Source organism: Kitasatospora sp. NPDC091335 (genome assembly GCF_044757205.1).
Classification (GTDB): domain Bacteria; phylum Actinomycetota; class Actinomycetes; order Streptomycetales; family Streptomycetaceae; genus Kitasatospora.
The window spans coordinates 126,693-147,574 of record NZ_JBIVUM010000002.1 but is presented as its reverse complement, the minus strand read 5'-3'; the positions used below and the strand labels follow the sequence as shown (position 1 = coordinate 147,574).

At 74.7% G+C, this 20,882-nt stretch carries 20 protein-coding genes; 13 read left to right on the top strand and 7 right to left on the bottom strand.

Annotated features, from left to right (window positions below):
• The first annotated feature begins 28 nt into the window (after nucleotides 1-28).
• The 7 genes from ACIQOW_RS05500 to htpX all read left to right on the top strand — a co-directional run bounded on the left by ACIQOW_RS05500 (nucleotide 29) and on the right by htpX (nucleotide 8,038).
• Entirely contained in the window at nucleotides 29-583 is a 555-nt protein-coding gene (locus ACIQOW_RS05500; protein ID WP_401080034.1) for a NuoI/complex I 23 kDa subunit family protein, read from the top strand.
• Nucleotides 580-1,278 (top strand): NADH-quinone oxidoreductase subunit J, encoded by a 699-nt coding sequence (locus ACIQOW_RS05495; protein ID WP_401080032.1) that lies wholly within the window; start codon nucleotides 580-582, stop codon nucleotides 1,276-1,278. Before ACIQOW_RS05500 ends, ACIQOW_RS05495 begins: the two co-directional genes overlap by 4 nt.
• Entirely contained in the window at nucleotides 1,278-1,688 is a 411-nt protein-coding gene (nuoK, locus tag ACIQOW_RS05490) for an NADH-quinone oxidoreductase subunit NuoK (RefSeq protein WP_401080030.1), read from the top strand. The genes ACIQOW_RS05495 and nuoK overlap by 1 nt, the downstream gene beginning before the upstream one ends.
• On the top strand, nucleotides 1,685-3,748 hold the full coding sequence (locus ACIQOW_RS05485; protein ID WP_401080028.1) for an NADH-quinone oxidoreductase subunit L: 2,064 nt from the start codon (nucleotides 1,685-1,687) through the stop codon (nucleotides 3,746-3,748). Before nuoK ends, ACIQOW_RS05485 begins: the two co-directional genes overlap by 4 nt.
• 53 nt (nucleotides 3,749-3,801) lie before the next feature.
• Nucleotides 3,802-5,382 carry a NuoM family protein gene (locus tag ACIQOW_RS05480; RefSeq protein ID WP_401080026.1) on the top strand — a complete coding sequence of 527 codons (1,581 nt, stop codon included), beginning with the start codon at nucleotides 3,802-3,804 and terminating at the stop codon, nucleotides 5,380-5,382.
• 56 nt (nucleotides 5,383-5,438) lie between these two features.
• Nucleotides 5,439-7,010, top strand: a complete 1,572-nt coding sequence (locus ACIQOW_RS05475) for an NADH-quinone oxidoreductase subunit N (RefSeq protein WP_401080024.1) — start codon at nucleotides 5,439-5,441, stop codon at nucleotides 7,008-7,010.
• Nucleotides 7,011-7,174: 164 nt separating this feature from the next.
• On the top strand, nucleotides 7,175-8,038 hold the full coding sequence (htpX, locus tag ACIQOW_RS05470; protein ID WP_401080022.1) for a zinc metalloprotease HtpX: 864 nt from the start codon (nucleotides 7,175-7,177) through the stop codon (nucleotides 8,036-8,038).
• Between the two features lie 60 nt (nucleotides 8,039-8,098).
• On the opposite strand, the gene ACIQOW_RS05465 is transcribed toward htpX, so the two are convergent.
• Nucleotides 8,099-9,553: a PLP-dependent aminotransferase family protein gene (locus ACIQOW_RS05465; protein ID WP_401080020.1), complete on the bottom strand. Its 1,455-nt coding sequence runs from the start codon at nucleotides 9,551-9,553 to the stop codon at nucleotides 8,099-8,101.
• Between ACIQOW_RS05465 and ACIQOW_RS05460 the strand changes: the two genes are divergently transcribed.
• From ACIQOW_RS05460 to ACIQOW_RS05450, 3 genes are all read left to right on the top strand, one after another.
• Nucleotides 9,552-10,460, top strand: coding sequence for a DMT family transporter (locus ACIQOW_RS05460; protein WP_401080018.1), 909 nt, complete (start codon nucleotides 9,552-9,554; stop codon nucleotides 10,458-10,460). The two genes, ACIQOW_RS05465 and ACIQOW_RS05460, sit on opposite strands and share 2 nt — an antisense overlap.
• A gap of 171 nt (nucleotides 10,461-10,631) precedes the next feature.
• Nucleotides 10,632-11,057, top strand: coding sequence for a BlaI/MecI/CopY family transcriptional regulator (locus ACIQOW_RS05455; RefSeq protein WP_401080016.1), 426 nt, complete (start codon nucleotides 10,632-10,634; stop codon nucleotides 11,055-11,057).
• A 3-nt stretch (nucleotides 11,058-11,060) separates the two neighbouring features.
• Complete coding sequence (locus ACIQOW_RS05450) at nucleotides 11,061-12,017, top strand: M48 family metalloprotease (protein WP_401080014.1); 957 nt, start codon at nucleotides 11,061-11,063, stop codon at nucleotides 12,015-12,017.
• A gap of 21 nt (nucleotides 12,018-12,038) precedes the next feature.
• Here the strand turns inward: ACIQOW_RS05450 and ACIQOW_RS05445 are convergent, their stop codons facing one another.
• Nucleotides 12,039-12,728: an FMN-dependent NADH-azoreductase gene (locus ACIQOW_RS05445; protein WP_401080012.1), complete on the bottom strand. Its 690-nt coding sequence runs from the start codon at nucleotides 12,726-12,728 to the stop codon at nucleotides 12,039-12,041.
• Nucleotides 12,729-12,874: 146 nt separating this feature from the next.
• Here ACIQOW_RS05445 and ACIQOW_RS05440 point away from each other — a divergent pair, with 146 nt between their 5' ends.
• Nucleotides 12,875-13,774, top strand: a complete 900-nt coding sequence (locus tag ACIQOW_RS05440) for a sigma-70 family RNA polymerase sigma factor (protein WP_401080009.1) — start codon at nucleotides 12,875-12,877, stop codon at nucleotides 13,772-13,774.
• 63 nt (nucleotides 13,775-13,837) lie between these two features.
• Here ACIQOW_RS05440 and mug read toward each other — a convergent pair whose 3' ends face one another.
• The 4 genes from mug to ACIQOW_RS05420 all read right to left on the bottom strand — a co-directional run bounded on the left by mug (nucleotide 13,838) and on the right by ACIQOW_RS05420 (nucleotide 18,739).
• Nucleotides 13,838-14,398 carry a G/U mismatch-specific DNA glycosylase gene (gene mug / locus ACIQOW_RS05435; RefSeq protein WP_401081303.1) on the bottom strand — a complete coding sequence of 187 codons (561 nt, stop codon included), beginning with the start codon at nucleotides 14,396-14,398 and terminating at the stop codon, nucleotides 13,838-13,840.
• A 14-nt stretch (nucleotides 14,399-14,412) separates the two neighbouring features.
• Nucleotides 14,413-15,510: a phosphatase PAP2 family protein gene (locus ACIQOW_RS05430; RefSeq protein WP_401080007.1), complete on the bottom strand. Its 1,098-nt coding sequence runs from the start codon at nucleotides 15,508-15,510 to the stop codon at nucleotides 14,413-14,415.
• 190 nt (nucleotides 15,511-15,700) lie between these two features.
• Nucleotides 15,701-16,780: an aminopeptidase P family protein gene (locus ACIQOW_RS05425; RefSeq protein WP_401081300.1), complete on the bottom strand. Its 1,080-nt coding sequence runs from the start codon at nucleotides 16,778-16,780 to the stop codon at nucleotides 15,701-15,703.
• A gap of 642 nt (nucleotides 16,781-17,422) precedes the next feature.
• Complete coding sequence (locus ACIQOW_RS05420) at nucleotides 17,423-18,739, bottom strand: MFS transporter (protein ID WP_401080005.1); 1,317 nt, start codon at nucleotides 18,737-18,739, stop codon at nucleotides 17,423-17,425.
• 174 nt (nucleotides 18,740-18,913) lie between these two features.
• Here ACIQOW_RS05420 and ACIQOW_RS05415 point away from each other — a divergent pair, with 174 nt between their 5' ends.
• Both ACIQOW_RS05415 and ACIQOW_RS05410 read left to right on the top strand, forming a co-directional pair.
• A complete protein-coding gene (locus ACIQOW_RS05415; RefSeq protein ID WP_401080003.1) occupies nucleotides 18,914-19,570 on the top strand; it encodes an ArsR/SmtB family transcription factor in 657 nt (218 codons plus the stop codon).
• A 42-nt stretch (nucleotides 19,571-19,612) separates the two neighbouring features.
• Complete coding sequence (locus ACIQOW_RS05410) at nucleotides 19,613-20,110, top strand: hypothetical protein (protein WP_401080001.1); 498 nt, start codon at nucleotides 19,613-19,615, stop codon at nucleotides 20,108-20,110.
• A gap of 142 nt (nucleotides 20,111-20,252) precedes the next feature.
• On the opposite strand, the gene ACIQOW_RS05405 is transcribed toward ACIQOW_RS05410, so the two are convergent.
• Nucleotides 20,253-20,741, bottom strand: coding sequence for a YajQ family cyclic di-GMP-binding protein (locus ACIQOW_RS05405; protein WP_188295359.1), 489 nt, complete (start codon nucleotides 20,739-20,741; stop codon nucleotides 20,253-20,255).
• Between the last annotated feature and the right edge of the window lie 141 nt (nucleotides 20,742-20,882).

The following is a 20,882-nucleotide window of genomic DNA, read 5'->3' as shown; positions in this document are numbered from 1 at the left end:
CCCCCGCCGAGCGCAGCGGGGTGGGCGCATGAGTTTTCCCGGTGTCGGTCTCGCCAAGGGGCTGGCCGTGACGCTGCGGACGATGACGAAGAAGACCGTCACCGCGCAGTACCCCGACGTGCAGCCGGTGCTGCCGCCGCGTTCGCGCGGCGTCATCGCGCTGCTGGAGGAGAACTGCACGGTGTGCATGCTCTGCGCGCGCGAGTGCCCGGACTGGTGCATCTACATCGACTCCCACAAGGAGACGCTGCCGGCCGCCGAGCCGAACGCCAGGGCCCGCACCCGCAACGTGCTGGACCGGTTCGCCATCGACTTCTCGCTCTGCATGTACTGCGGGATCTGCATCGAGGTCTGTCCCTTCGACGCGCTGTTCTGGTCGCCGGAGTTCGAGTACGCGGAGACCGACATCCACGAGCTGACCCACGAGCGGGAGAAGCTCCGCGAGTGGATGTGGACCGTCCCGGCGCCGCCGGCGCTGGACCCGGCGGCCGAGGAGCCCAAGGAGATCGCGACCGCGCGCAAGACCGCGGACAAGCTGGCCGCGGCCGCCGCCGTGACGGACGAGAAGGGTGACGACGCATGAGTGCCGCTGCCACGCTTCTCGCGGCGACCGGGTCCCTGGAACCGGCCGCCCGTTCGTTCCTGTCCCCGACCGGCCAGGAGATCGTCTTCCTGCTGGTCGGCATCGCCGTGCTCGGATCGGCCGTGGTCTCCGTGACCACGAAGCAGCTGGTGCACGCCGCGCTCTGGCTGGTGGTCGCGCTCGGCGGGCTGGCGGTGGAGTTCCTGCTGCTCACCGCCGAGTTCATCGCCTGGGTACAGGTGCTGATCTACCTCGGCTCGGTGGTCGTCCTGGTGCTGTTCGGGCTGATGCTCACCAAGGCGCCGATCGGACGCTCGCCGGACGCCGACTCCAGGAACCGCTGGGCAGCCCTGGCCGTGGCGGTGGCCGCTGCCGGGACGCTGGTCACGCTGGTGGCCGACGCCTTCAGGACCTCCTGGATCGACCTCGGCCAGGGCGGCGGCTCGGCCGCCGCCACCGGGGCCGGCCTGTTCCGGCACTGGGTGCTGCCCTTCGAGGCGCTGTCCGTGCTGCTGCTGGCGGCGCTGGTCGGCGCGATCGTGCTGTCGCGCGGGTCCGGGCGGCGGGTGCCGGCACCCCGGGCGGGCAGGCTGCGCGCCGGGCGGCCGGTCGGGTCGAACGGGACGGTCGCCGCGACCGCGCCCGAGCAGGCCGCGCCGACCACCCCCGCTGCTTCCGCGTCGGAGGAGAGCTGATGCACCTCGCCTACCCCGCCGTCCTCGCCGCGCTGCTGTTCAGCGTCGGCGTGTACGGCGTGCTCGCCCGGCGCAACGCCGTCCTGGTGCTGATGTCCGTCGAGCTGATGCTCAACGCCGTCAACCTCAACCTGGTCGCCTTCGACGCCTGGCTGCGCGACTCGCTGCACGCCGGGCAGGCGCTCACCCTGTTCACCATCACCGTCGCCGCCGCCGAGATCGGGCTGGGGCTCGCCATCGTCCTGCTGCTGTTCCGGGCCCGGGGCACCGCGGACATCGACCGGGCCACCGCGCTCGGCGACCCGGCCGAGGCGCTCGCCGTCGAGGAGACGCCGGTCGACGCCGAGGCGCCGGCCGGAGCCCGGGTGCCGGCCGGAGCCGAGGCACTGAAGGGCCAGGCCACCGCATGAACCTCGCCCTGCCCGTACTCGTCCCCGCGCTGCCCGCGCTCGGCGCCGCCGCGACCCTGGCCGTCGGCAGGAAGGCTCCCGGGCTGGCCAGGCCGCTGGCGATCGTCCCGGTCGCCGCCGCGGCGGTGCTCGCCCTGGTGGTCGCCCTCCAGCTCGGCACCGGCCAGACCCTGGACGCCGGCACCCGGCTCACCCCCACCGGCGGCCCGGACATCACCCTCGCCCTCCACCTGGACGGCTTCAGCTCGCTGATCTCGGTGCTGGTCGGCCTGGTCGCCACCTGCGTCCAGGTCTACTCGACGGCGTACCTCAAGGAGGACCCGCGCTACCCGTCCTACGCGGCGCTGGTCTCGCTGTTCACCGCGGCGATGTTCCTGGTGGTCTACTCGGGCGACCTGATCGTGCTGCTGGTCGGCTGGGAGGTCATGGGCCTCTGCTCGTACTTCCTGATCGGCCACCACTGGGAGACCGCGGACGCCCGCTCGGCCTCGCTGAAGGCTTTCCTGGTCACCAAGCTCGGTGACGTGCCGTTCCTGTTCGGGATCTTCCTGCTCGCCGCCGACGCCGGCAGCTTCCGCGTCCAGGACGTGCTGGCGGCCGCGACCGAGGGCCGGCTCGGGCACCCGACGCTGATCGCGCTGCTGCTGCTCGCCGGTGTGGCCGGCAAGAGCGCGCAGTTCCCGCTGCACACCTGGCTCCCGGACGCGATGGCTGGTCCGACACCGGTCTCCGCGCTGATCCACGCCGCCACCATGGTCGCGGCCGGCATCTACCTGGTCGCCCGGCTGCTGCCGGTGTTCCTGCTGTCGGGCGCGGCGCTGGTGGTGCTCGCGGTGATGGCCGCCGTGACGATGATCGGCTCGGCGCTCTGCGCGCTCGCCCAGGACGACCTCAAGCGGGTGCTCGCCTACTCCACCGTCGGCCAGCTCGGCTACATGGCCGGTGCGCTGGCCAGCGGGGACCGCGAGGCCTCCGTCTTCCACCTGGTCAGCCACGGCGCGTTCAAGGCGCTGCTGTTCCTGGCCGCCGGCGTGGTGATCCACGCCGCGCACACCAACTCGCTCTCCGCGATGTCCCGCATCCCGGGGCTGCGCAAGCGCGTCCCCGACGCCTACTGGACGACGGGCATCGCGCTGGTCGCCCTGGTCGGGCTGCCGCCGTTCTCCGGCTTCTTCAGCAAGGAGGCGGTGCTCACCGCCGCCGAGCACGCCGCCAACGGCGAGGCGCTGACCAACGGGCTCGGCCCGGCCTCGGCGGTGCCGCAGGCCGCCGGATGGATCGTGCTGATCTCCGCCGGGCTCACCGCGCTGCTCACCGCGGCGTACGCGACCCGGCTCTTCCTGCTCGCGTTCCACAGCCCGGCCGGTGCCGCCGCGGCCGCACCGCAGGTGCTGCCCGCCGCCGACCGGGGCACCGTCGCGGCCGACCACGAGGCCGGGGCGCCGTACTCGCCCGAGCCCGACGAGGCCGACCCGGCCGCCGCCGAGCCGCCCGCGATGCGCTGGCCGCTGTGGGTGCTGGCCGTGCCGACCATGGGCTTCGGCATCGCCGGCCTGCGCTCGGACTGGCTGCCCGCGCTGCTGGACGGCGGCCCGCTGCGGCCCTCCGGGGTCACCGCCGTCACCGGGACCGGGCTCGCCGTGGTCGGCGTGCTCGCCGCGTACGGCGCCTGGCGCTCGGCGACCGCCCGGCTGGACACCGGCAGTCCGGCCCCGGCCGGAGGCTGGGGGAGGGTGCCGGGGCAGGGCGGAGCCCCGGCCGCCGAGGTGATCGTCGCCGACCCCGGGCGCACCCTGCTCGGGCCGCTGTTCGGCCCGGCCCGGCACGGCTTCGGCGTCGACCGGCTGTACCACGCGCTGTTCGTCCGTCCGGTGGGCGCCGCCGCCAAGCTGGTCCGCTTCCTCGACCGCGAGGTCGTCGAGGCCTACGTGCGCGGCAGCGGGGTGGGCGCCAACCTGCTCGGCCGGGCCGTCCGGCTCGCGCAGACCGGGAACGCGCAGACGTACCTCAGCGCACTGCTGGCCGCGGTCGTCCTGCTCGCCGTCCTGGTGGCGGTGTAACCGGTGCCGCTGTCCTCCACCTCCGTCCCCTCGACCGCTGCTGGGAGCCCCCGATGAACGCAGTCCTCATCGCCCTCCTGGTGCTGCCGCTGTTCGGCGCCGCACTGACCCTGGTACCGGTGTTCGGGCCGGACCGGGCCCTGGCCGACCGGCGGGCACTGCGGCTGAACACCGTCGTCACCGGCGTGGTGTTCCTGCTCACCGTCGCCCTCGCGGCCGGCTTCGACCACGACGAGCCCGCCCGGATGCAGGCCACCACCGACGTGTCCTGGATCCCGGCCCTGCACGTGCGCCTCCACCTCGGGGTGGACGGCGTCTCGCTGCCGCTGATCGTGCTGACCGGACTGCTCACCTTCCTCTGCGCGCTGTACTCCGAGAAGCGGCTGCCGAACGGGGAGACCCGGAGCGGAGCCCCCGACGGGCGGGGCCCCTCGGCACAGGCCTTCGTCGGGCTGTTCCTCCTGCTCGAAGTCGGCATGCTCGCCACCTTCGCGGTGCTGGACCTCCTGCTCTTCTTCCTGGCCTTCGAGATCGTGCTGATCCCGATGTACTTCCTGATCGCCCGCTGGGGGAGCGGCGCCAAGGTCCCGGCCGCCAACCGGTTCATCCTCTACACGCTGCTCGGCTCGGCGGTGATGCTGCTCGGCTTCCTGCTGATCGGCAGCAAGGCCGGCACCTTCGACATGCAGGCCCTGGCCGCCGCGCACGGCGGCGGACTGAGCCACACCACCCAGGTGATTGCCGCGCTGGCGATCCTGGTCGGGCTCGCGGTCAAGGCCCCGGCCTGGCCGCTGCACAGCTGGCTGCCCGACGCGCACACCGCCGCCCCGACGGTGGGCTCGGTGCTGCTCGCCGGCGTGCTGCTGAAGATGGGCACCTACGGCCTGGTCCGCGTCCTCCTCCCGGTCGTGCCGGACGGCGCCACCACGCTGGCCCCGTACCTGGGCGCCTTCGCGGCCGTCGGCATCGTCTACGGCTCACTGGCCTGCCTGGCGCTGGCCCGCCCAGGCGCCAAGGGCGACCTCAAGCGCCTGATCGCGTACTCCTCCGTCGGCCACATGGGCTTCGTGCTGCTCGGCATCGCCTCCCTCACTCCGGTGGGCGTCAACGGCGCGCTGTTCGCCAACATCGCCCACGGTCTGATCACCGGTCTGCTGTTCTTCGTGGTCGGCGCGCTCAAGGACCGCTACGGCACGGCCGACCTCGACACCCTGTCCGGCGCCACCGGCGGCGCGCTGTACGGCCGGGCCCCGCGGCTGGGCGTGCTGCTCGCCTTCGCCGCCGTCGCCAGCCTCGGCCTGCCCGGCCTGGCCGGCTTCTGGGGCGAACTGCTCGCCATGTTCGGCGCGTTCGACCCGGCCGACGGCCTGTCGCGCCCCGCGTTCGTCACCTACATGGTCCTGGCCGGTCTCGGCACCCTCCTCACCGCCGCGTACCTGCTGATCGTGGTCAAGCGCGTCTGCATGGGCGACCCCGGGCAGCCCGCGCCGGTGGCCGAACTCGCCGACCTGCGCCCGTACGAGGCCGTCAGCTGGACGCCGCTGGCCGCGCTCACCCTGCTCGCCGGCCTCTGGCCCGCGCTGCTGCTCGGCCTCTCCGACCCCGCCGTCAAGCACCTCCTCGGGGGTGGCTGACCGTGCTCGCAGCCCAGACCGCCGCACTCGGACCTCACTCCACGGGGCAGCACACTGTGACCTCCCTCGCCGTAGCCAACCCGGGCAGCCTGATCCAGTCCGTGGACTGGGTGGCGATCGCGCCCCCGCTGATCGCCGCCGTGGCCGCCCTCGCGGTGCTGCTCACGGACCTGTTCCTGCCCGAGCGGCACAAGAAGTGGCTCGGCCGCCTCACCGCGGCCGGACTCGCCCTCGCCCTCATCGCGCTCCTTCCCCTCACCGGATCGTCACCCCGGGCCACCTTCTGCGTGCAGAACGTAGCAGGGGGGTCCGACACTCCAGGGGTCACCGGCTCCGCCGTGGGCGGCTGCTCGTACGTCGCCGACCACTTCGCCCTGGTGTTCCAGCTGCTCGCCCTCGGCGGCGCGCTGATCGCGGCGCTGCTGTCGATGCACACCGTGGAGAGCGAGCGGCTGCCGCGCGGCGAGTACTGGTTCCTGCTGCTCTCCAGCGCCACCGGCGCCGCGCTGCTGCCCGCCTCCCGTGACCTCGCCACCATGGTGATCGCCCTGGAGGTCGCCTCGCTGCCCGCGTTCGCCCTGGTCGCGCTGCGCCGGGACGGCCGGGGCGCGGAGGCCGCGTTCAAGTTCTTCGTCTCCTCGGTCACCGCGACCGCCGTGATGCTGCTCGGCGTCGGCTTCGTCTACGCGGCGAGCGGCAGCCTGCACCTCGCGGCCGTCGCCCAGGGCCTGGAGCACGCCCCCGGGCAGCTCAGGCCACTGGCCGAGGCGGGAGCGGTGCTGACCCTGGTCGGCTTCGCCTTCAAGGTCGCCGCCGTCCCGTTCCACTTCTGGGTGCCCGACACCTACACCGGCGCCCCGCTGCCGGTGGCCGGCTACCTCTCGGTGGTCGGCAAGGCGGCCGGCCTGTCCGGCCTCGCGCTCGCCACCACCATCGCCTTCCGCCCGTACGCCCACACCTGGGGCCTGGTGCTCGCCGTCCTGGCGGCCGTCACCATGACCGCCGGCAACGTCGGCGCGCTGCGGCAGCGCTTCGACACCCGGTACAGCGCGGTGCGGCTGCTCGCCTGGTCCTCGGTCGGCCAGGCCGGGTACCTGCTGGTGCCGCTCGCCGCGGCCGGCTACGCCCCCGGGGGGGTGGATCCGCTCGGCGCCACCGCCGCTTACGCGCTGATCTACGGCGTGGTGAACCTCGGTGCCTTCGGGGTGGTCGCCGCCGTCGGCCGCCGGGCCGGGACCAGCGTGGACGACTTCCGCGGCCTGTTCGCCCGCAACCGCTGGACGGCGCTGGCGCTCGCCTTCTTCCTGCTCTGCCTGGCCGGCCTGCCCCCGGGTGTGATCGGCCTGTTCGGCAAGGTCGTGGTGTTCCGCGCCGCGGTCGACGCCGGGCTGGGCTGGCTCGCCGTGGTGATGGCCGTCAACGTGGTCGTCGCCCTCTTCTACTACCTGCTGTGGACGGCCCGGCTGTTCGCCCCGGCCACGGGTGACGAAGCCCTCCCGGAGAGCGCCGCCGGACACCGGCTGCCGGTGAGCCTCACCGCCACGCTGGGGCTCACCGCCTCCGCCGCGGTGGTCCTCTCGGTGGCACCGCAGCTGGTCCTCCAGGTCGCGGGCGGCTCGCTGTTCTGAGCGGGTGCCGGGCGGTGCCGGGGGTGCGGTCCGGCGCCGCCGCGACGGTGTCGCGTCGGTGTCGCGTCGGTCACAAGGGAACAAGGCCGTTGGCCCCACCCGTTGACCGGGCAAGAGGGACGAGGCAGAAAGGGCTTCCCCACCGCACCATTGGAGGGCCTGACGTGCACAGCCGGCACAACGGACTGAGGACCGCAGTGCTGCTCGGAGGCCTCTCGGCGCTGATCCTGGTGATCGGCGGCCTCTTCGGTCGGACCGGCTTCGTGATCGCCCTGCTGGTCGCCCTCGGGACCAACGCCTACGCCTACTGGAACAGCGACAGGATCGCGCTGCGGGCCATGCGGGCCCGGCCGGTCAGCGAGTTCGAGGCGCCCGGGCTGTACCGGATCGTCCGGGAGCTCTCCACCTCCGCCCGCCAGCCGATGCCCCGCCTCTACATCTCGCCGACCCCCGCCCCGAACGCCTTCGCCACCGGCCGCAACCCGCGCAACGCGGCGGTCTGCTGCACCGAGGGCATCCTGCGGATCCTGGACGAACGCGAGCTGCGGGGCGTGCTCGGGCACGAGCTGAGCCACGTCTACAACCGGGACATCCTGATCTCCTCGGTGGCCGGGGCGCTCGCCTCGGTGGTGATGTTCCTGGTGAACTTCGCCTGGCTGATCCCGTTCGGGCGCCACGACGACGACGACGGCCCGGGGCTGTTCGGGATGCTCGCCATCATGATCCTCGGCCCGCTCGCGGCCGGGCTGATCCAGCTGGCGGTCAGCCGCTCCCGGGAGTACCAGGCCGACGCCGACGGCGCCCGGATCACCGGCGACCCGCTCGCCCTCGCGAGCGCCCTGCGCAAGCTCGACGCCGGCACCCGCCGGCTGCCGCTGCCGCCCGAGCCGCAGCTCCAGACCGCCAGCCACATGATGATCGCCAGCCCGTTCCGCCCCGGCGAGACCGGCGCCCGGCTCTTCTCCACCCACCCTCCGATGGCCGAGCGGATCGCCCGGCTGGAGCGGATGGCGGGCGGCTGGGCGTAGCGGCCGGGTGTAGCGGCCGCCGGGCCGGAGCGGGGCGCCGCGGGCACCCGCGCCGGGACGTCAGCCCGTCGGCTCCTCGTACGCCAGCCGCAGGCGGTGGACGCCCTCGGCGACCTGGGCGGGGCTCTCGGCGGCGGCGTAGCTGAGCCGGAGGTGGGGGGCCGGGGGCTCGGCGGGGTGGTAGGGGCGGCCGGGAGAGACCTGGACGCCCGCGCGCAGGGCGGCCGCGGCGAGGGTGGTGTCGTCGACACCGTCGGGGAAGCGCAGCCACAGGTGGTAGCCGCCGGGGCGGTGCGGGCCGAGGACGCCGGGCAGCTCGCGGTGCAGGGCGGCGACGGCGGCGGTGCGGCGGTCGCGCAGTTCGGCGCCGAGGGCGCGCAGGTGGCGGGCCCAGGCCGGGTCGGCGACCAGTTCGAGGGTGGCCTCCTGGAGCGGCCGGGGCACGAAGAAGCTGTCCACCACCTGGGTGGCCCGCAGCCGGGCCAGGGCCGGGCCGCGCGCGGTGAGGGCGCCGACCCGCAGGTTGGGGGAGGCGGCCTTGGTCAGCGAGCGCAGGTGCACCACGACGCCGTCCCGGTCGTCGGCGGCGAGCGGACGCGGCAGGGCGGGGGCGTCCGCGTGGACCAGCAGCCGGGCGAAGTCGTCCTCGACCACGAAGGCCCCGGCCGCCCGGGCGATCCGCAGCACCTCGCCCCGCCGTTCGGGCGACAGCACCGCGCCGGTGGGGTTCTGGAACAGCGGCTGGCAGAGGAAGACCCGGGCCCGGGTGGCCGCGAAGGCGTCCGCCAGCAGGTCGGTGCGCACGCCGTCGGCGTCGACCGGGACCGGGACGGGCCGCAGCCCGGCCGCCCGGACGACCGCCAGGATGCCCGCGTACGTCGGCGACTCGACGAGCACCGGCGAGCCGGGCGCGGCGAGCGCCCGCATGGCGACGGTCAGCCCGTTCTGCCCGCCGGAGGTGATCAGGACGTCCCCGGCGCCGACCGGCCCGCCGTGGCCCCCGATGTCGCGGGCGAACCAGCCGCGCAGCTCGGTGAGGCCGTCGGTGGGCGGGCGGTCCCAGGCACCCGGGCGCCGGCCGGCCCTGGCGAGGGCGGCGGCGAGCAGCCGCTCGGGCAGCAGCGAGGCGTGCGGGTAGCCGCTGTTGAGGTCGATGACGTCGGGCGGGGGCACCCGGAGGGTGGCGAACACCGGGGCGGCGAGCAGGTCGCGCGGGCCGGAGTCGGCACTGAGCGCGATCTCCTGCCAGGAGAGGTCGCCGGTACGGCCGGCCGGCGCGGCGGAGCCGGCCGGGGCCGCGGCGAAGGCCGCCGCCCGGAACACCCCGGCGCCCGGCCTGGAGACCACCAGCCCCTCGGCCACGAGCACCGCGATGGCCCGGGAGACCGTCACCGGGCTGACCTGGTGCCGCTCCGTCAGCGCCCGGCTGGCGGGCAGCTTTCGCCCCTCCGGGTAGCGCTCGACATCCCGCCGCAGGATGTCGGCGAGTTCGGCCACACTGCTACGCTCGTTCATGACGACACAAGATAGCGCTACTCACCAGCGGGCGGTAGCACCTCGGCAGGCCACCGCTTCCGGCACCGTCCACGCGGCCCTCGGAGTGGCCTCCTTCTCGCTCACCTTCCCCGCCACCGCGTGGTCCCTGACCGGCTTCGGCCCGTGGTCCGCGACCGGTCTGCGCGGCGCCCTCGCCGGTCTGCTGGCCGTGCTGTACCTGGCGGCGGTCCGCGCCCCGCTGCCGCGGCGGCGGCACTGGCCCGGACTGCTGGTGGTCTCCGGCGGCTGCGTCCTCGGCTTCCCGCTGCTGACCACGCTCGCCCTGCGCACCTCCTCGACGGCCCACTCGGCGGTGGTCGTCGGCATGCTGCCGCTGGCCACGGCGGCGGTCGCGGCGCTGCGCACCGGCCGGCGGCCGTCCGGGGCGTTCTGGGCGGCGTCGATCGCCGGGGCCGCGGCCGTCCTCGCCTTCACACTGGTGCAGAGCCACGGCCGCCCGACCGTCGCCGACCTCTACCTGTTCGTGGCGCTGCTGGTCTGCGCCGCCGGGTACGCCGAGGGCGGGCGGCTCTCCGAGGACCTGCCGGGGGCCCAGGTGATCGCCTGGGCGGTGGTGGCCGCGCTGCCCGTGACGCTGCTGACCGCGGTGCTCGGACTGGGCGCCGAGCCGATGCGGATCGGGGCGAAGGCGCTGGCCGGGCTGGCGTACACGGCGGCGGTCTCGCAGCTCGGCGGGCTCGTGCTCTGGTACCGGGGGCTGGCCGCGATCGGGGTGCCGAGGGCGAGCCAGCTCCAGCTCGCGCAGCCGCTGCTGACGCTGGTCTGGTCGGTGCTGCTGCTCGGCGAGCACCTGCCGGCGGCGGCGCCGGTCACCGCGGTGGTGGTGCTGGTCTGCATCGCGGTGACCCAGCGGGCCAGGGTCTGACCGGGCGGGCCGGGAGCCGGCCCGCGGGGCCGACCCGGCCCGGAGGCACGGCGGGGGCTGCGCCGTACGCCCGCGAACCCCTGCGCGGACCGGTTCGGCGCCGCCCCGCGCTCGTTAGGATGAACCCGCGCCCGGCCGTCCGGGCGCGGCATCCGGAGGGAGTGGGCCGTCATGGCAGACGAGAGGCACGCCCCGTTGGCCGGGGAGGCGCCGGCCCGGCGACGCGGCCAGGGCGAGCTGGAGGCGCAGGTGCTGGCGCTGCTCCAGCGGGCGCCCGGCCCGGTTGCCGCCGGGTGGGTCCAGGAACGCCTGGAGGGCGACCTGGCGTACACCACGGTGATGACCATCCTGTCCCGGCTGCACGCCAAGAACGCCGTGACCCGGACCCGCTCCGGCCGTTCCTACCTGTGGCAGGCCTCCTCGGACGCCGCCGGGCTGGCCGCGCTGCGGATGCGCCGGATGCTCGACGGGGAGGCGGACCGGGACGCCGTCCTGGCCAGTTTCGTCAGCGCGCTGCTGCCGCACGACGAGGAACTGCTCCGGGCGCTGCTCGACGCCGCGTCCGCCGATCCGGCAGCGACCGACCGTGAGAGCTGACCCGTGGGCCTCTTCGTCTTCCTTCCGCTCGTCCTGCCGCTCACCGCGGTCCCGATCGCGCGCCTGACGGAGCAGCACCTGCATCCGCGCGGCGCGACCCGGCTGATGACCGTGATCAGCGCGGTGCTGGCGGTGTGCAGCGTGCTCTGCCTCGGGCTGATCGGGGTGGTGGGCACCGCGCAGATCCCCGGCAACCCGCTGCCGGACAGCTGGTCCGACCCGGAGGTGCGGGCCGCGCTGCCGTACCACGAGACCGTCGGCACGGCCGCGATGTGGCTGCTGGCCCTGGTGGGCTTCGCCTGCACCCGGACGGTCGTCCGGCACCTGCGGGTACGGGCCAGGGCCCGCCGGGCGCTGACCGGGCTGCCCGCGGGGCCCGGGGAGTCCGGCGACCTCGCGGTGCTGCCGGACCGCAGCCCGTACGCCTACGCGCTGCCCGGCTCGCCCGGCCGGGTGGTGGTCTCCACCGGGATGCTGGCGGGCCTCGCCGCCGACGAGCGCGAGGCGCTGCTCGCGCACGAACGGGCGCACCTGCGCCACCGGCACCACCGGTACCTGCTGAGCACCCAGCTCGCCGCCTGCGTCAACCCGTTCCTGCGGCCGTTGCAGCACGCGGTGGCGTACAGCGCGGAGCGGTGGGCGGACGAGGACTCGGCGCAGGCCGTGGGGGACCGCCGGATCACCGCGCGGGCGGTGGCCAGGGCGGCCCTGGTCTCGCACGCCGCCCCGGCCCCCGGTTTCGCGGCCTTCGCCGCCCCGGCCGCGACGGCCGGCCCGGTGCCGCGCCGGGTCGCCGCGCTGCTCGGCCCGGTGCCGACCTCCCGCAACTGGCCGCCGGCCACGACCCCGGCGGGCCTGGCGGCGATGGTCGCGGCGATCGGTACGGCGGCGTCGGCGCTGTGCGCGCTCAACGCCGCCGTGGCCCTGCTGGTGGTGCTCAAGGCCGTCACCCCGCTGTAGGGCGCTGCCCCGCGGGACGGCTCAGAGCGTCGCGGCCAGCTCGTCGACGGCGGCCTCGGCCGCCGCCAGCGACTCGACGGCGAGCGGCTGGAGGGCGTTCAGCGCCGGGATGTCCGCGGCCCTGGTGAGCTCGGCGGTGACCACGTGCAGGTTCTCCGCCGCGACCCCGATCCGGTCGAAGTACGCCCGCAGGTAGGGGAGCTGGAAGTCGCAGTGGGCGCGCGGCGTGCCCGGGCCGTAGCCGCCGCCGCGGGCCGCGACGACCACCACGCGGGTGTCGCGCAGCAGCGGTTCGCCGGTCTCCGGGTCGAGGAAGACGCCGGGGAAGGAGATCCGGTCGATCCACGACTTGAGGCCGGTGGAGACGGTGTAGTTGTACATCGGGCTGCCGACCAGCAGGGTGTCGGCGGACCGCACCTCCTCGATCAGCGGGCGGCTGAGCGCCCACTCGTGGGCCTCGTCCGGCCCCTCGGCGAGGCGGCCGATGTCGTCCAGCGGGAGCACCCCCTTGCGCTCGGTGCGGCGGCCGAGGGTGTCGTAGGCGGCGCGCACCCGCGGCACCGGGTCGGCGGCCAGGTCGCGGTACCGGTGCCGGGCGGCTGCGCCGTGCCGGGCGCGCCAGGCGGCGGCGAAGCGGGCGGTCAGGGCGTTGCTGACCGAACCGGACGGATTGATGCTGGAGTCCAGGTGGAGCAGCGTGGTGGAGGTCATGGTGGTCTCCCGGTCACCTCGGAGGAGGACGGATCGTCATAGCGGTGACGAGCCGGGTCGAGGAAAGGTGACCGATGGGCCGGAACGCGATGTCGGGAGCGGCGGGCGGGGGAGCGGCGGCTGCGGGACGCACGGGGGAGGGGGCGGTGGCCGGGGCAGGTACGGCCGGGCGAGCGCGGGCCGGGGCGCCGGCGGAACGCTTCGAGGCCGAGCGCGGCCGGCTGCGGGCGATCGCCCAGCGGATGCTCGGCTCGACCGGCGAGGCCGAGGACGCCGTGCAGGAGGCCTGGCTGCGGCTGGCCCGCACCGATCCCGCGGAGGTCGACAACCTGCCCGGCTGGCTGACCACGGTGGTCTCCCGGATCTGTCTGGACCTGCTGCGGGCCCGCGCCGCGCGCCGTGAGGAGCCGACGGACGAGGCGCTGCCGGACACGGCGGGCGGCGGCCCCGAGCCGGAGCGGGAGGCGCTGCTGGTCGAGTCGGTGGGCCGGGCGCTGCTGGTGGTGCTGGACCGGCTGGGCCCGGCCGAGCGGGTCGCCTTCGTGCTGCACGACGGCTTCGCGGTGCCCTTCGACCAGATCGCGCCGATCGTCGGACGGACCCCGGTGGCCGCCAAGAAGCTGGCCAGCCGGGCCAGGCAGCGGGTGCGCGGGACGGCCGCGCTGCCCCCGGAGCCGCTGGCCGGGCACCGACGGGTGGTGGAGGCCTTCCTGGCCGCCTCGCGGGGCGGGGACCTGACCGACCTGCTGGCCGTGCTGGCCCCGGACGTGGTGCGCCGGGCCGATCCGGCCGTGCTGCCCGCCGGCCGGGCGCTGGTGGCCCGGGGCGCCGAGGTCGTCGCCCGGGAGACCACGGTCTTCGGCCGCCGGGCCCGCTACGGCGAGGTGGCCCTGGTGGACGGGGTGCCCGGCATCCTGATCGCCCCGGACGGGCGGCTGCGGCTGGTGCTGCGGGTGACGGTGGCGGACGGCCGGGTGGCCGGCTACGAGGTGGTCGCCGACCCGGCCCGGCTCGCCGCGCTCGACCTGGCCCTGCTGCCGGGGTGAGCGCGGCGGGCAGGATCCGCTGCCGGGCGGGCCGCCGGCGGCCGTTCAGCCTTCGGCGGCTGCTCAGCCTTCGGCGGCTGTGGAGCCCTCGACGGCCTCCCGGAGTTTGCGGAACTCCTCGGCCAGCCCGTCCAGGGTGTAGTGGGCGTTGAGTCCGCTGGGGTTCGGCAGCACCCACACCTCGGTGTCGCCGATGCCCTCCGGCTGGCGCCCGATCGCGGCCCGGCGCTGCCCGAAGGCCGTCCGGTAGGCGCCGATGCCGAGCACGGCCAGGACGCGCGGGCGCAGCCGCAGCACCCGTTCGCGCAGTGCGGCGCCGCCCTCGCGCAGCTCCTCGGCGGTCAGCTCGTCCGCCTTGGCGGTGGTGCGCGGGGCGACGTTGGTGATGCCCAGGCCGAGCGCGAGCAACTCCCGCTGCTCGTCCGGGCGGTACTGGTGCCCGGTGAAGCCGGATCGGTGCAGGGCGGGCCAGAAGCGGTTGCCGGGACGGGCGAAGTGGTGGCCGGTGGCGCCGGACCACAGGCCCGGGTTGATGCCGCAGAACAGCACCCGCAGCCCGGGCCCGGAGACGTCCGGGATGGTGGTGTCCTTGGCGGCCAGCAGTTGCTCGGCGGTGGGCTTCATCGGTGCGCTCGGGTTCACCCGGCCAAGTCTGCCGGGCCCTTCGCCGGAGCCTTCGCCGGAGCCTTCGCCGGGGCCGCGGCCGGTGCCGGTGTGGAGGCCGGATCCAGAGCCGAGGCCGAACCCGGGGCCGGAGCCGAAGTGGCCACGGCAGCACGGCGGTTGCGCAGCCGGCGCAGCCCGTACACCACCGCGGCCGCGTAGGCCCAGCCGACGAAGACGTCGATGATGAAGTGCTCCGCGCCGTAGACCAGGGTGAAGGTCATCGCGAGCGGGTAGGCGACCAGCACCGCCCGCAGCCAGCGCTTGGCGGTGGGCCAGAAGAAGAACAGCAGCATCGCCGGGTAGGCGGAGTGCAGCGAGGGCATCGCGGCGACGTCGTTGGCGAACTGGCTGCCGTTCTCCAGCAGCGAGTCGGCCTGCGGCAGCCCGCTCAACGAGATCACCTCCCAGACCACCCGGGACAGGTGCGGCAGGTTGCCCGCCTGGGAGGTCAGCCACGGCGGCTCGGCCGGGTAGAGGAGGTAGGTGGCGAAGCCCGCGAAGGTGAGCGTCAGGTAGGCGGCCAGCAGCTGCCGGAACCGGTGGTGCGCGCGCCGCCAGAGCACCGCGAGCAGCAGGAAGACGACGAAGAAGTGCGAGAGGTAGACGGCCACCGCGGCGTAGTCGTACCAGTGCGGCGAGCCGGGGGTGTAGAGGGCGTGCTGGAGACGGACGGTCCAGGTCTCGCCGAAGCCGAGCACCTCGTCGAAGCGCAGCTGAGGCAGCCAGTGCGGGGCCCACGGGGTGTGCGCGCCGTAGCCGCGCAGCAGCGAGTACGCCCACACCACGGCCATCACCGGGACCCAGTCGCGCAGGACCAGGAAGAAGCCGCGGGGGCCGTGCCCGCTGTGCACGGCGGCGGTCAGCAGGGCGGCGATCAGCCAGAGGAACAGCACGTCGTTGGCGGAGGGGATGCCCTCGGTGCGCAGGAACCAGAGGAGGCACGTCAGGTAGAGCGGCCAGGCCAGCCAGCGGAGTCTCGACCAGCCCGTCACGCGTGGGCGGGGCGGAGGCACCGGGCGCGGCTGCCCGGCCCGCACGTCGTGCGGGGCCGGGGGGAGGGTCTTGGTCATGCGCACCGAACCTACCAACCCAAACTTGGAGGACTCTGGGTGAAATATGACCGGTTCGTAAGAACGCTCGATCCGGTCGACACCCGGTTCGACGGACGATCCGAAGGACGGTTCGACAGGTGGGTCGACAGGTGGTTCGACACTCCGTTCGACCGGCCGTCGGACACCGGCGGGCGCCGGTGGGGCACCGTCAGGCCACGATGCCCAGCTCGTGCGGAGTGTTGTTGAAGCGGCGGCCCCCGGCCGGGGTGACGGTGACGATGTCCTCGATCCGCACCCCGAACCGGCCCGGCAGGTAGATTCCGGGCTCGATCGAGAAGCACATGCCGGGCACCAGCGGCCGTTCCTCGCCCTCGACCAGGTACGGCGGTTCGTGCGTGGTGGTGCCGATGCCGTGCCCGGTGCGGTGGATGAAGTACTCGCCGTACCCGCCGTCGGTGATCACGCGGCGGGCGATCCGGTCGATCTCCTGGCAGCCGATCCCGGGGCGGACCGCCTCGAAGGCGGTCTGCTGGGCCAGCCGGACCAGGTCGTGCACCTTCCGCACCTCGTCCGGGACGTCCGGGCCGACGTGCACCGTCCGGGTGGTGTCGGAGCCGTAGCCGTCCTTGAGACCGCCGAAGTCCAGCACCACGGTGTCACCCGTACGGATGACCCGGTCACCGGCCTCGTGGTGCGGGTCGGCGCCGTTCGGGCCGGAGCCGACCACGGTGAAGTCGACCTGGCTGTGCCCGTACTGGATGAGCAGCGCGCCGAGGTCGGCGGCCACGTCGGTCTCCCGGCGGCCGGCGAAGTCGACCTCCAGGATGCCCCGGTAGGCGGCGTCCGCCGCGCCGCCGGCCGAGGCCAGGCGCTTCAGCTCCTCGGTGTCCTTGACGGCGCGCAGCATCGGCAGCGTCTCGGTGAGCGAGGTGAAGGAGACGCCGGGCAGCGCGGCCTGGAAACCGAGCAGGTGCAGCGCCCAGGTGTTGTCGGAGACGCCGTACCGCCCGGCCGGGTCGAGCAGCGGGCCCGCGGTGGCGAACGGGTCCGCGCCGTCGGACCAGTCGAGCAGCCGGACGGCCGGGGCGCCGACCGCCTTCTCGGCGTCCGGTCGCTCCAACGTGGGGACGACCAGCGTGGGTTCGCGTCCGGCGGCGAGGACGAGGGCGGTCAGCCGCTCGGTGATCGCGGTGGGCGTGTAGCCGCACAGGTAGGCCAGGTCGGGGCCGGGGGCGACGACCAGGCCGGACAGTCCGGCGGCGGTGGCCTCGGCGGTGGCGCGGGCCATCCGGGCGGTGTGGTCCTCGACGGTGAAGGGGCGGGGCACGGTGGTTCCTCCTCTGCGGCCGGACGGGCTCTGCTGAGCCTCCGTCGCGTCAACTCCATCACTTGGCGGTGGAGTTGGTGAAGCCCGAGGGGGGCGTGCGGCGCGATCCGGGCGGTGGGGCGGGCCCTTGCCGGCGGCCCGGGGTGGCCCGGGTTGGGCCTTGGACGGGTTCCTCGGGGGCAGGGTGAGGTGCGGCAGGGCGAGGACCGGGCCGTGGGCCACGGCCCGGACGTGGCGCAGAGCGGCCAGCGCGGCGGCGGCCAGCAGGGCGAGCGCCGGCCAGGACGGTCGTCGGGTGGCGGCCGTTCCGCCGGGGCCGCCGATGTCGCCGGTGCCGCCGCGACCGGGCGGGGGTGTGTCCGTGGAACTCATCCGGTCCTCCTCCCGGCGCGGCGCCACTCGGCCTCGGCCGGCCCCACGGCCGTGGGTTGTGGGGGCTGCGTGAGCCGCGCGGGGGTTCAGGCGCCCGGTCCGGCGCCGCGGGGTCGCGGCCGATCCCCGGGAGGACCCCGGGGGCGAGCCGTACCCGGCCAGTTCACCCGGTTGCCGGGTCCGCCGCATGCGGCGGGGGCCGTGCGGGTGACCGGCGGCAGGCCCGGGGCGTCAGTCCTGTCCGGCGGCCGGCGCGGCGGCGGGCCACGTGGCGCGGCGCAGCGTGGGGCTCGCGGTCGCGGCCAGCAGGGCGGCGGCGAGCAGGGCGCTGATCGCGACCAGCACGGTGGCGGGGGAGGAGCGGTCCAGCAGCAGGCCGGCGACGAAGGTCCCGGCGGGCATGCCGGCCGTGAGCAGCGTCATGGTCGCCGCGATCACCCGGCCGCGCAGCGCGTCCGGCACCTGGCGGAAGACCAGCAGGTCGAGCATCACCCGCAGGGACGGCACGCCCGCCCCGAACACGAACAGGGCGGCGAAGACGGTCGGCGCCCCGCCGGGCAGCAGCGGCGCCAGCGGGACGGGTACGGCGCTCCAGGCCACCGCCAGCAGCAGCACGCCGGGGCCGGCCAGTCGGTGCAGCCGGGCGACCAGGACGGTGCCGGCCAGCGCCCCGACCGCCTCGCCGGCCAGGGCCAGGCCGATCCCGGCGCTGCCGGTGCCGTGTTCGCGCAGCAGCACCATGACGGGCAGCAGCAGCGCGGCCCCGGTCAGATTGATCACCAGCAGGACGGCCAGGGCGGTCCGCAGCAGCGGGGAGGCGGCGAGGACGCGGAAGCCGGCCAGGGCGTTGCCCCCGGCGCTCCGGCCGGCAGTCCCGGACTCGTGCGGGCTGGGGAAGCGCACCACGAGGGCGGCGGCCAGCGCGAGCAGTGAGGCGAGTGCGGCCCCGAGGAAGGGGACCGCGCGGCCGAGCCCGAACAGGAACCCGGCCAGCGGCGGTCCGGCCAGCGCGGCGCCGCTCATCCGGGCCTCGTCCTGGGCCAGCGCCTGGGACAACTGCTCCGGCGGGACCACCGAGCGCAGTGCGAGCAGCCGGACCGGGCCGCTGTAGGAGACGGTCGCGCCGATCACGGCGGCGACCAGCAGCAGGTGGACCAGGTTCGGCGGGCCGAACGCCAGGGCGGCCGGGACGCTGGCGAGGGCGAGCAGCCGGGCACCGTCGGCGGCGATCAGCACCCGGCGGCGGTCCACCCGGTCGGCCACCACGCCGCCGTGGACGCCCAGCAGCAGGGTGGTGGCCATCTGTACGGCGCCGAAGGCCCCGGCGGCGGTGGAGGAGCCGGTGAGCGCGAGGACCAGCAGGGGGAAGGCGGTGTCGCCGATCACCATGCCGAGGGTCGCGGAGGCCTGGCCGGCCCAGAGGGCCTGGAACCGCAGGTTGCGCCGCAGCGGTACGAGCGGAGGAGGTGCGGGCGCAGGCGGTACGGGCGGAGGCGGGTCGGCCGGTTCGGGGTGCGCCGCTGTCGTCGCCGTCGGCTGGTCCGTCATGTCCGGCCTCCATCGTTCGCGCTCTCGCCATCGTTCACGTTGAAGTGAATGGTTACGCAATCATGATTGCTCACGCAAGACTGATTGGTAGTGGAATGGTGATCGATGGCTCAGCGGTGAGCGCTCACCGCGACGTGATTGCCGACGGAGCGGGCGATCTGGAAGGGTGGGCCCGTGGCCGAGCACGCACCGGAACCCGCCGACAGCGGCGAACAGCAGCCCGTCACCTGGGTCAAGGAGCGCCAGGTGTCCGATGTCGCCGTGCTCAAGGCGCTGGCCGACCCGCTGCGCCTGGCCATCCTCGGCGCCCTGCAGTCCTCCGAGGACCGCCCGCTGACGGCCAAGGAGCTCGCCGCCCGGCTCGACGAGCCGCAGACCAAGCTCTACCGGCACATCAGGCAGCTGGAGAAGGCCGGGCTGGTCCTGGTGGCCGGCACCCGGCTGGTCTCCGGCATCGTGGAGAGCCGCTACCGGGTCGCCCAGGGAGCGATCCGGCTGGCGCCGGAGATGTTCACCGCCGACTCCCCGGCCCGTTCAGGGGCGTACGACGCCATGCTGGCCGCGATGGACCGGGTGCGGACCGACTTCCGCGTCAGGATCGCCGAAGGCCGGCTGGACTTCGGCCGGCCGTCGGGCGGCTCGGGCCCGCCGTCCGGGCTGTTCGCGGACTTCGCGCTGCGGCTCAGCCCGGACCGGCTGGACCGGCTGCGCTCCCAACTGGCCGGAATCTTCGACGAACTGAACGAGGAAGGGCCGAGTACGGCCGAGGACGCGCTGGACGTGACCGTCTTCACCCTGCTCTACGGTCTCCGACCGGGCACGGAATCATAAATTCCGGGCCGACTGTCGGCGCGGTGGGACACCATGTCCGGCATGTCCTACGAACTCCAGGCGCTGATAGGAACATCGGAGCTGCTGACGGTCGCCGCGGCGGAGGTCCCGGCCGCCAGGGTGGTGCCGTTGCGGCAGGGATTGGCGCTGATCCCGGTCACCCCCGCCGTCCTCGCCGCGCTCCAGGGGGACGGCAGCGTGCGCAGGCGGGGCGGCGGCGGGGCCGGGTTCGGCTGGCACTCGGACGGCTTCGAACTCCGGCTGGCCGCCTGGTCGAAGGCCGGTCCGATCGCCTGTGTCGAGGCGGAGTACTTCGGCGGCAGCGGCACCCAGCGCGCCGCCGTCTGGACGGACGGCAAGGTCGTCCTCGGTCCGCTCACCATCGGCGAGTTCGAGCCCGCGCCGGCCGAAGGCACCCCGATCTCCCGCGCCCTGCGGGGCATCGGCGCGCGCACCGAGGAGGGGCTGGCGGACGAGTTCGAGTCGGTCGGCCTGGCCAGGCGCCGCAGCACCGACGGCTGGGCGGAGTCGGCCGGCTGAACCGGGTGCGGGCGCCCCGAGCCTCTGCGGCCGGACGGGCGCAAGGAACGGGGGCGCGGCACAGAAGAAGGTTTCGGTGCCGCGCCCCCGTTGCGTCCCGTGGCCGCTCCGAGCCCGCGTCCTCGCCGGCCGGGGCCCCGTACTAGCGGTAGTTCACGTACTGGATCGCGAAGTCCAGGTCCTTGCCCTTGAGCAGGGCCTGCACGGCCTGGAGGTCGTCGCGGCTCTTCGAGCTGACGCGCAGCTCGTCGCCCTGGACCTGCGCCTTGACACCCTTCGGGCCCTCGTCACGGATGATCTTCGCGACCTTCTTCGCGTCCTCCGTGGTGATGCCCTCCTTGATGTTGGCGAAGATCTTGTACTCCTTGCCGGACAGCTGCGGCTCGTTGGCGTCCAGCGCCTTCAGCGACAGGCCGCGCTTGACGAACTTGGTCTGGAGGATGTCGAGGACGGCGCGCACACGCTCCTCGCCGTTCGCCTTCATCTCGATCTTCTCGCCGGAGCGGCTGATCTCGGCGCCCACGTTCTTGAAGTCGAAGCGCGTCGCGATCTCGCGGGAGGTCTGGTTGATCGCGTTGTCGACCTCCTGCCACTCGACCTTCGAGACGATGTCGAAACTGGAGTCGGCCATGGGTGTTGGTCTCCTTGATGCTCTGGCTTCACTGGCGCGGGCCCGCCACACCGGGTGCCCGCGGTCCCAGCCTATCCAGCGCCACACCGGCCCCGCCCGTAGCGGCGGCCCCCGGCTTCTTGATCGTCGCGTGATCTATCG

What these genes read in the sequence shown, in the direction of transcription:
- ACIQOW_RS05410 (WP_401080001.1), top strand. Translation starts at nt 19,613, where the DNA reads ATGTCCTACGAACTCCAGGCGCTGATAGGAACATCGGAGCTGCTGACG.
- ACIQOW_RS05460 (WP_401080018.1), top strand. Translation starts at nt 9,552, where the DNA reads ATGACGACACAAGATAGCGCTACTCACCAGCGGGCGGTAGCACCTCGG.
- ACIQOW_RS05480 (WP_401080026.1), top strand. Translation starts at nt 3,802, where the DNA reads ATGAACGCAGTCCTCATCGCCCTCCTGGTGCTGCCGCTGTTCGGCGCC.
- ACIQOW_RS05425 (WP_401081300.1), bottom strand. Translation starts at nt 16,780, where the DNA reads ATGGCCCGCGCCACCGCCGAGGCCACCGCCGCCGGACTGTCCGGCCTG.
- ACIQOW_RS05485 (WP_401080028.1), top strand. Translation starts at nt 1,685, where the DNA reads ATGAACCTCGCCCTGCCCGTACTCGTCCCCGCGCTGCCCGCGCTCGGC.
- ACIQOW_RS05430 (WP_401080007.1), bottom strand. Translation starts at nt 15,510, where the DNA reads ATGACCAAGACCCTCCCCCCGGCCCCGCACGACGTGCGGGCCGGGCAG.
- nuoK (WP_401080030.1), top strand. Translation starts at nt 1,278, where the DNA reads ATGCACCTCGCCTACCCCGCCGTCCTCGCCGCGCTGCTGTTCAGCGTC.
- mug (WP_401081303.1), bottom strand. Translation starts at nt 14,398, where the DNA reads ATGAAGCCCACCGCCGAGCAACTGCTGGCCGCCAAGGACACCACCATC.
- ACIQOW_RS05445 (WP_401080012.1), bottom strand. Translation starts at nt 12,728, where the DNA reads ATGACCTCCACCACGCTGCTCCACCTGGACTCCAGCATCAATCCGTCC.
- ACIQOW_RS05420 (WP_401080005.1), bottom strand. Translation starts at nt 18,739, where the DNA reads ATGACGGACCAGCCGACGGCGACGACAGCGGCGCACCCCGAACCGGCC.
- ACIQOW_RS05495 (WP_401080032.1), top strand. Translation starts at nt 580, where the DNA reads ATGAGTGCCGCTGCCACGCTTCTCGCGGCGACCGGGTCCCTGGAACCG.
- ACIQOW_RS05455 (WP_401080016.1), top strand. Translation starts at nt 10,632, where the DNA reads ATGGCAGACGAGAGGCACGCCCCGTTGGCCGGGGAGGCGCCGGCCCGG.
- ACIQOW_RS05405 (WP_188295359.1), bottom strand. Translation starts at nt 20,741, where the DNA reads ATGGCCGACTCCAGTTTCGACATCGTCTCGAAGGTCGAGTGGCAGGAG.
- ACIQOW_RS05465 (WP_401080020.1), bottom strand. Translation starts at nt 9,553, where the DNA reads ATGAACGAGCGTAGCAGTGTGGCCGAACTCGCCGACATCCTGCGGCGG.
- ACIQOW_RS05500 (WP_401080034.1), top strand. Translation starts at nt 29, where the DNA reads ATGAGTTTTCCCGGTGTCGGTCTCGCCAAGGGGCTGGCCGTGACGCTG.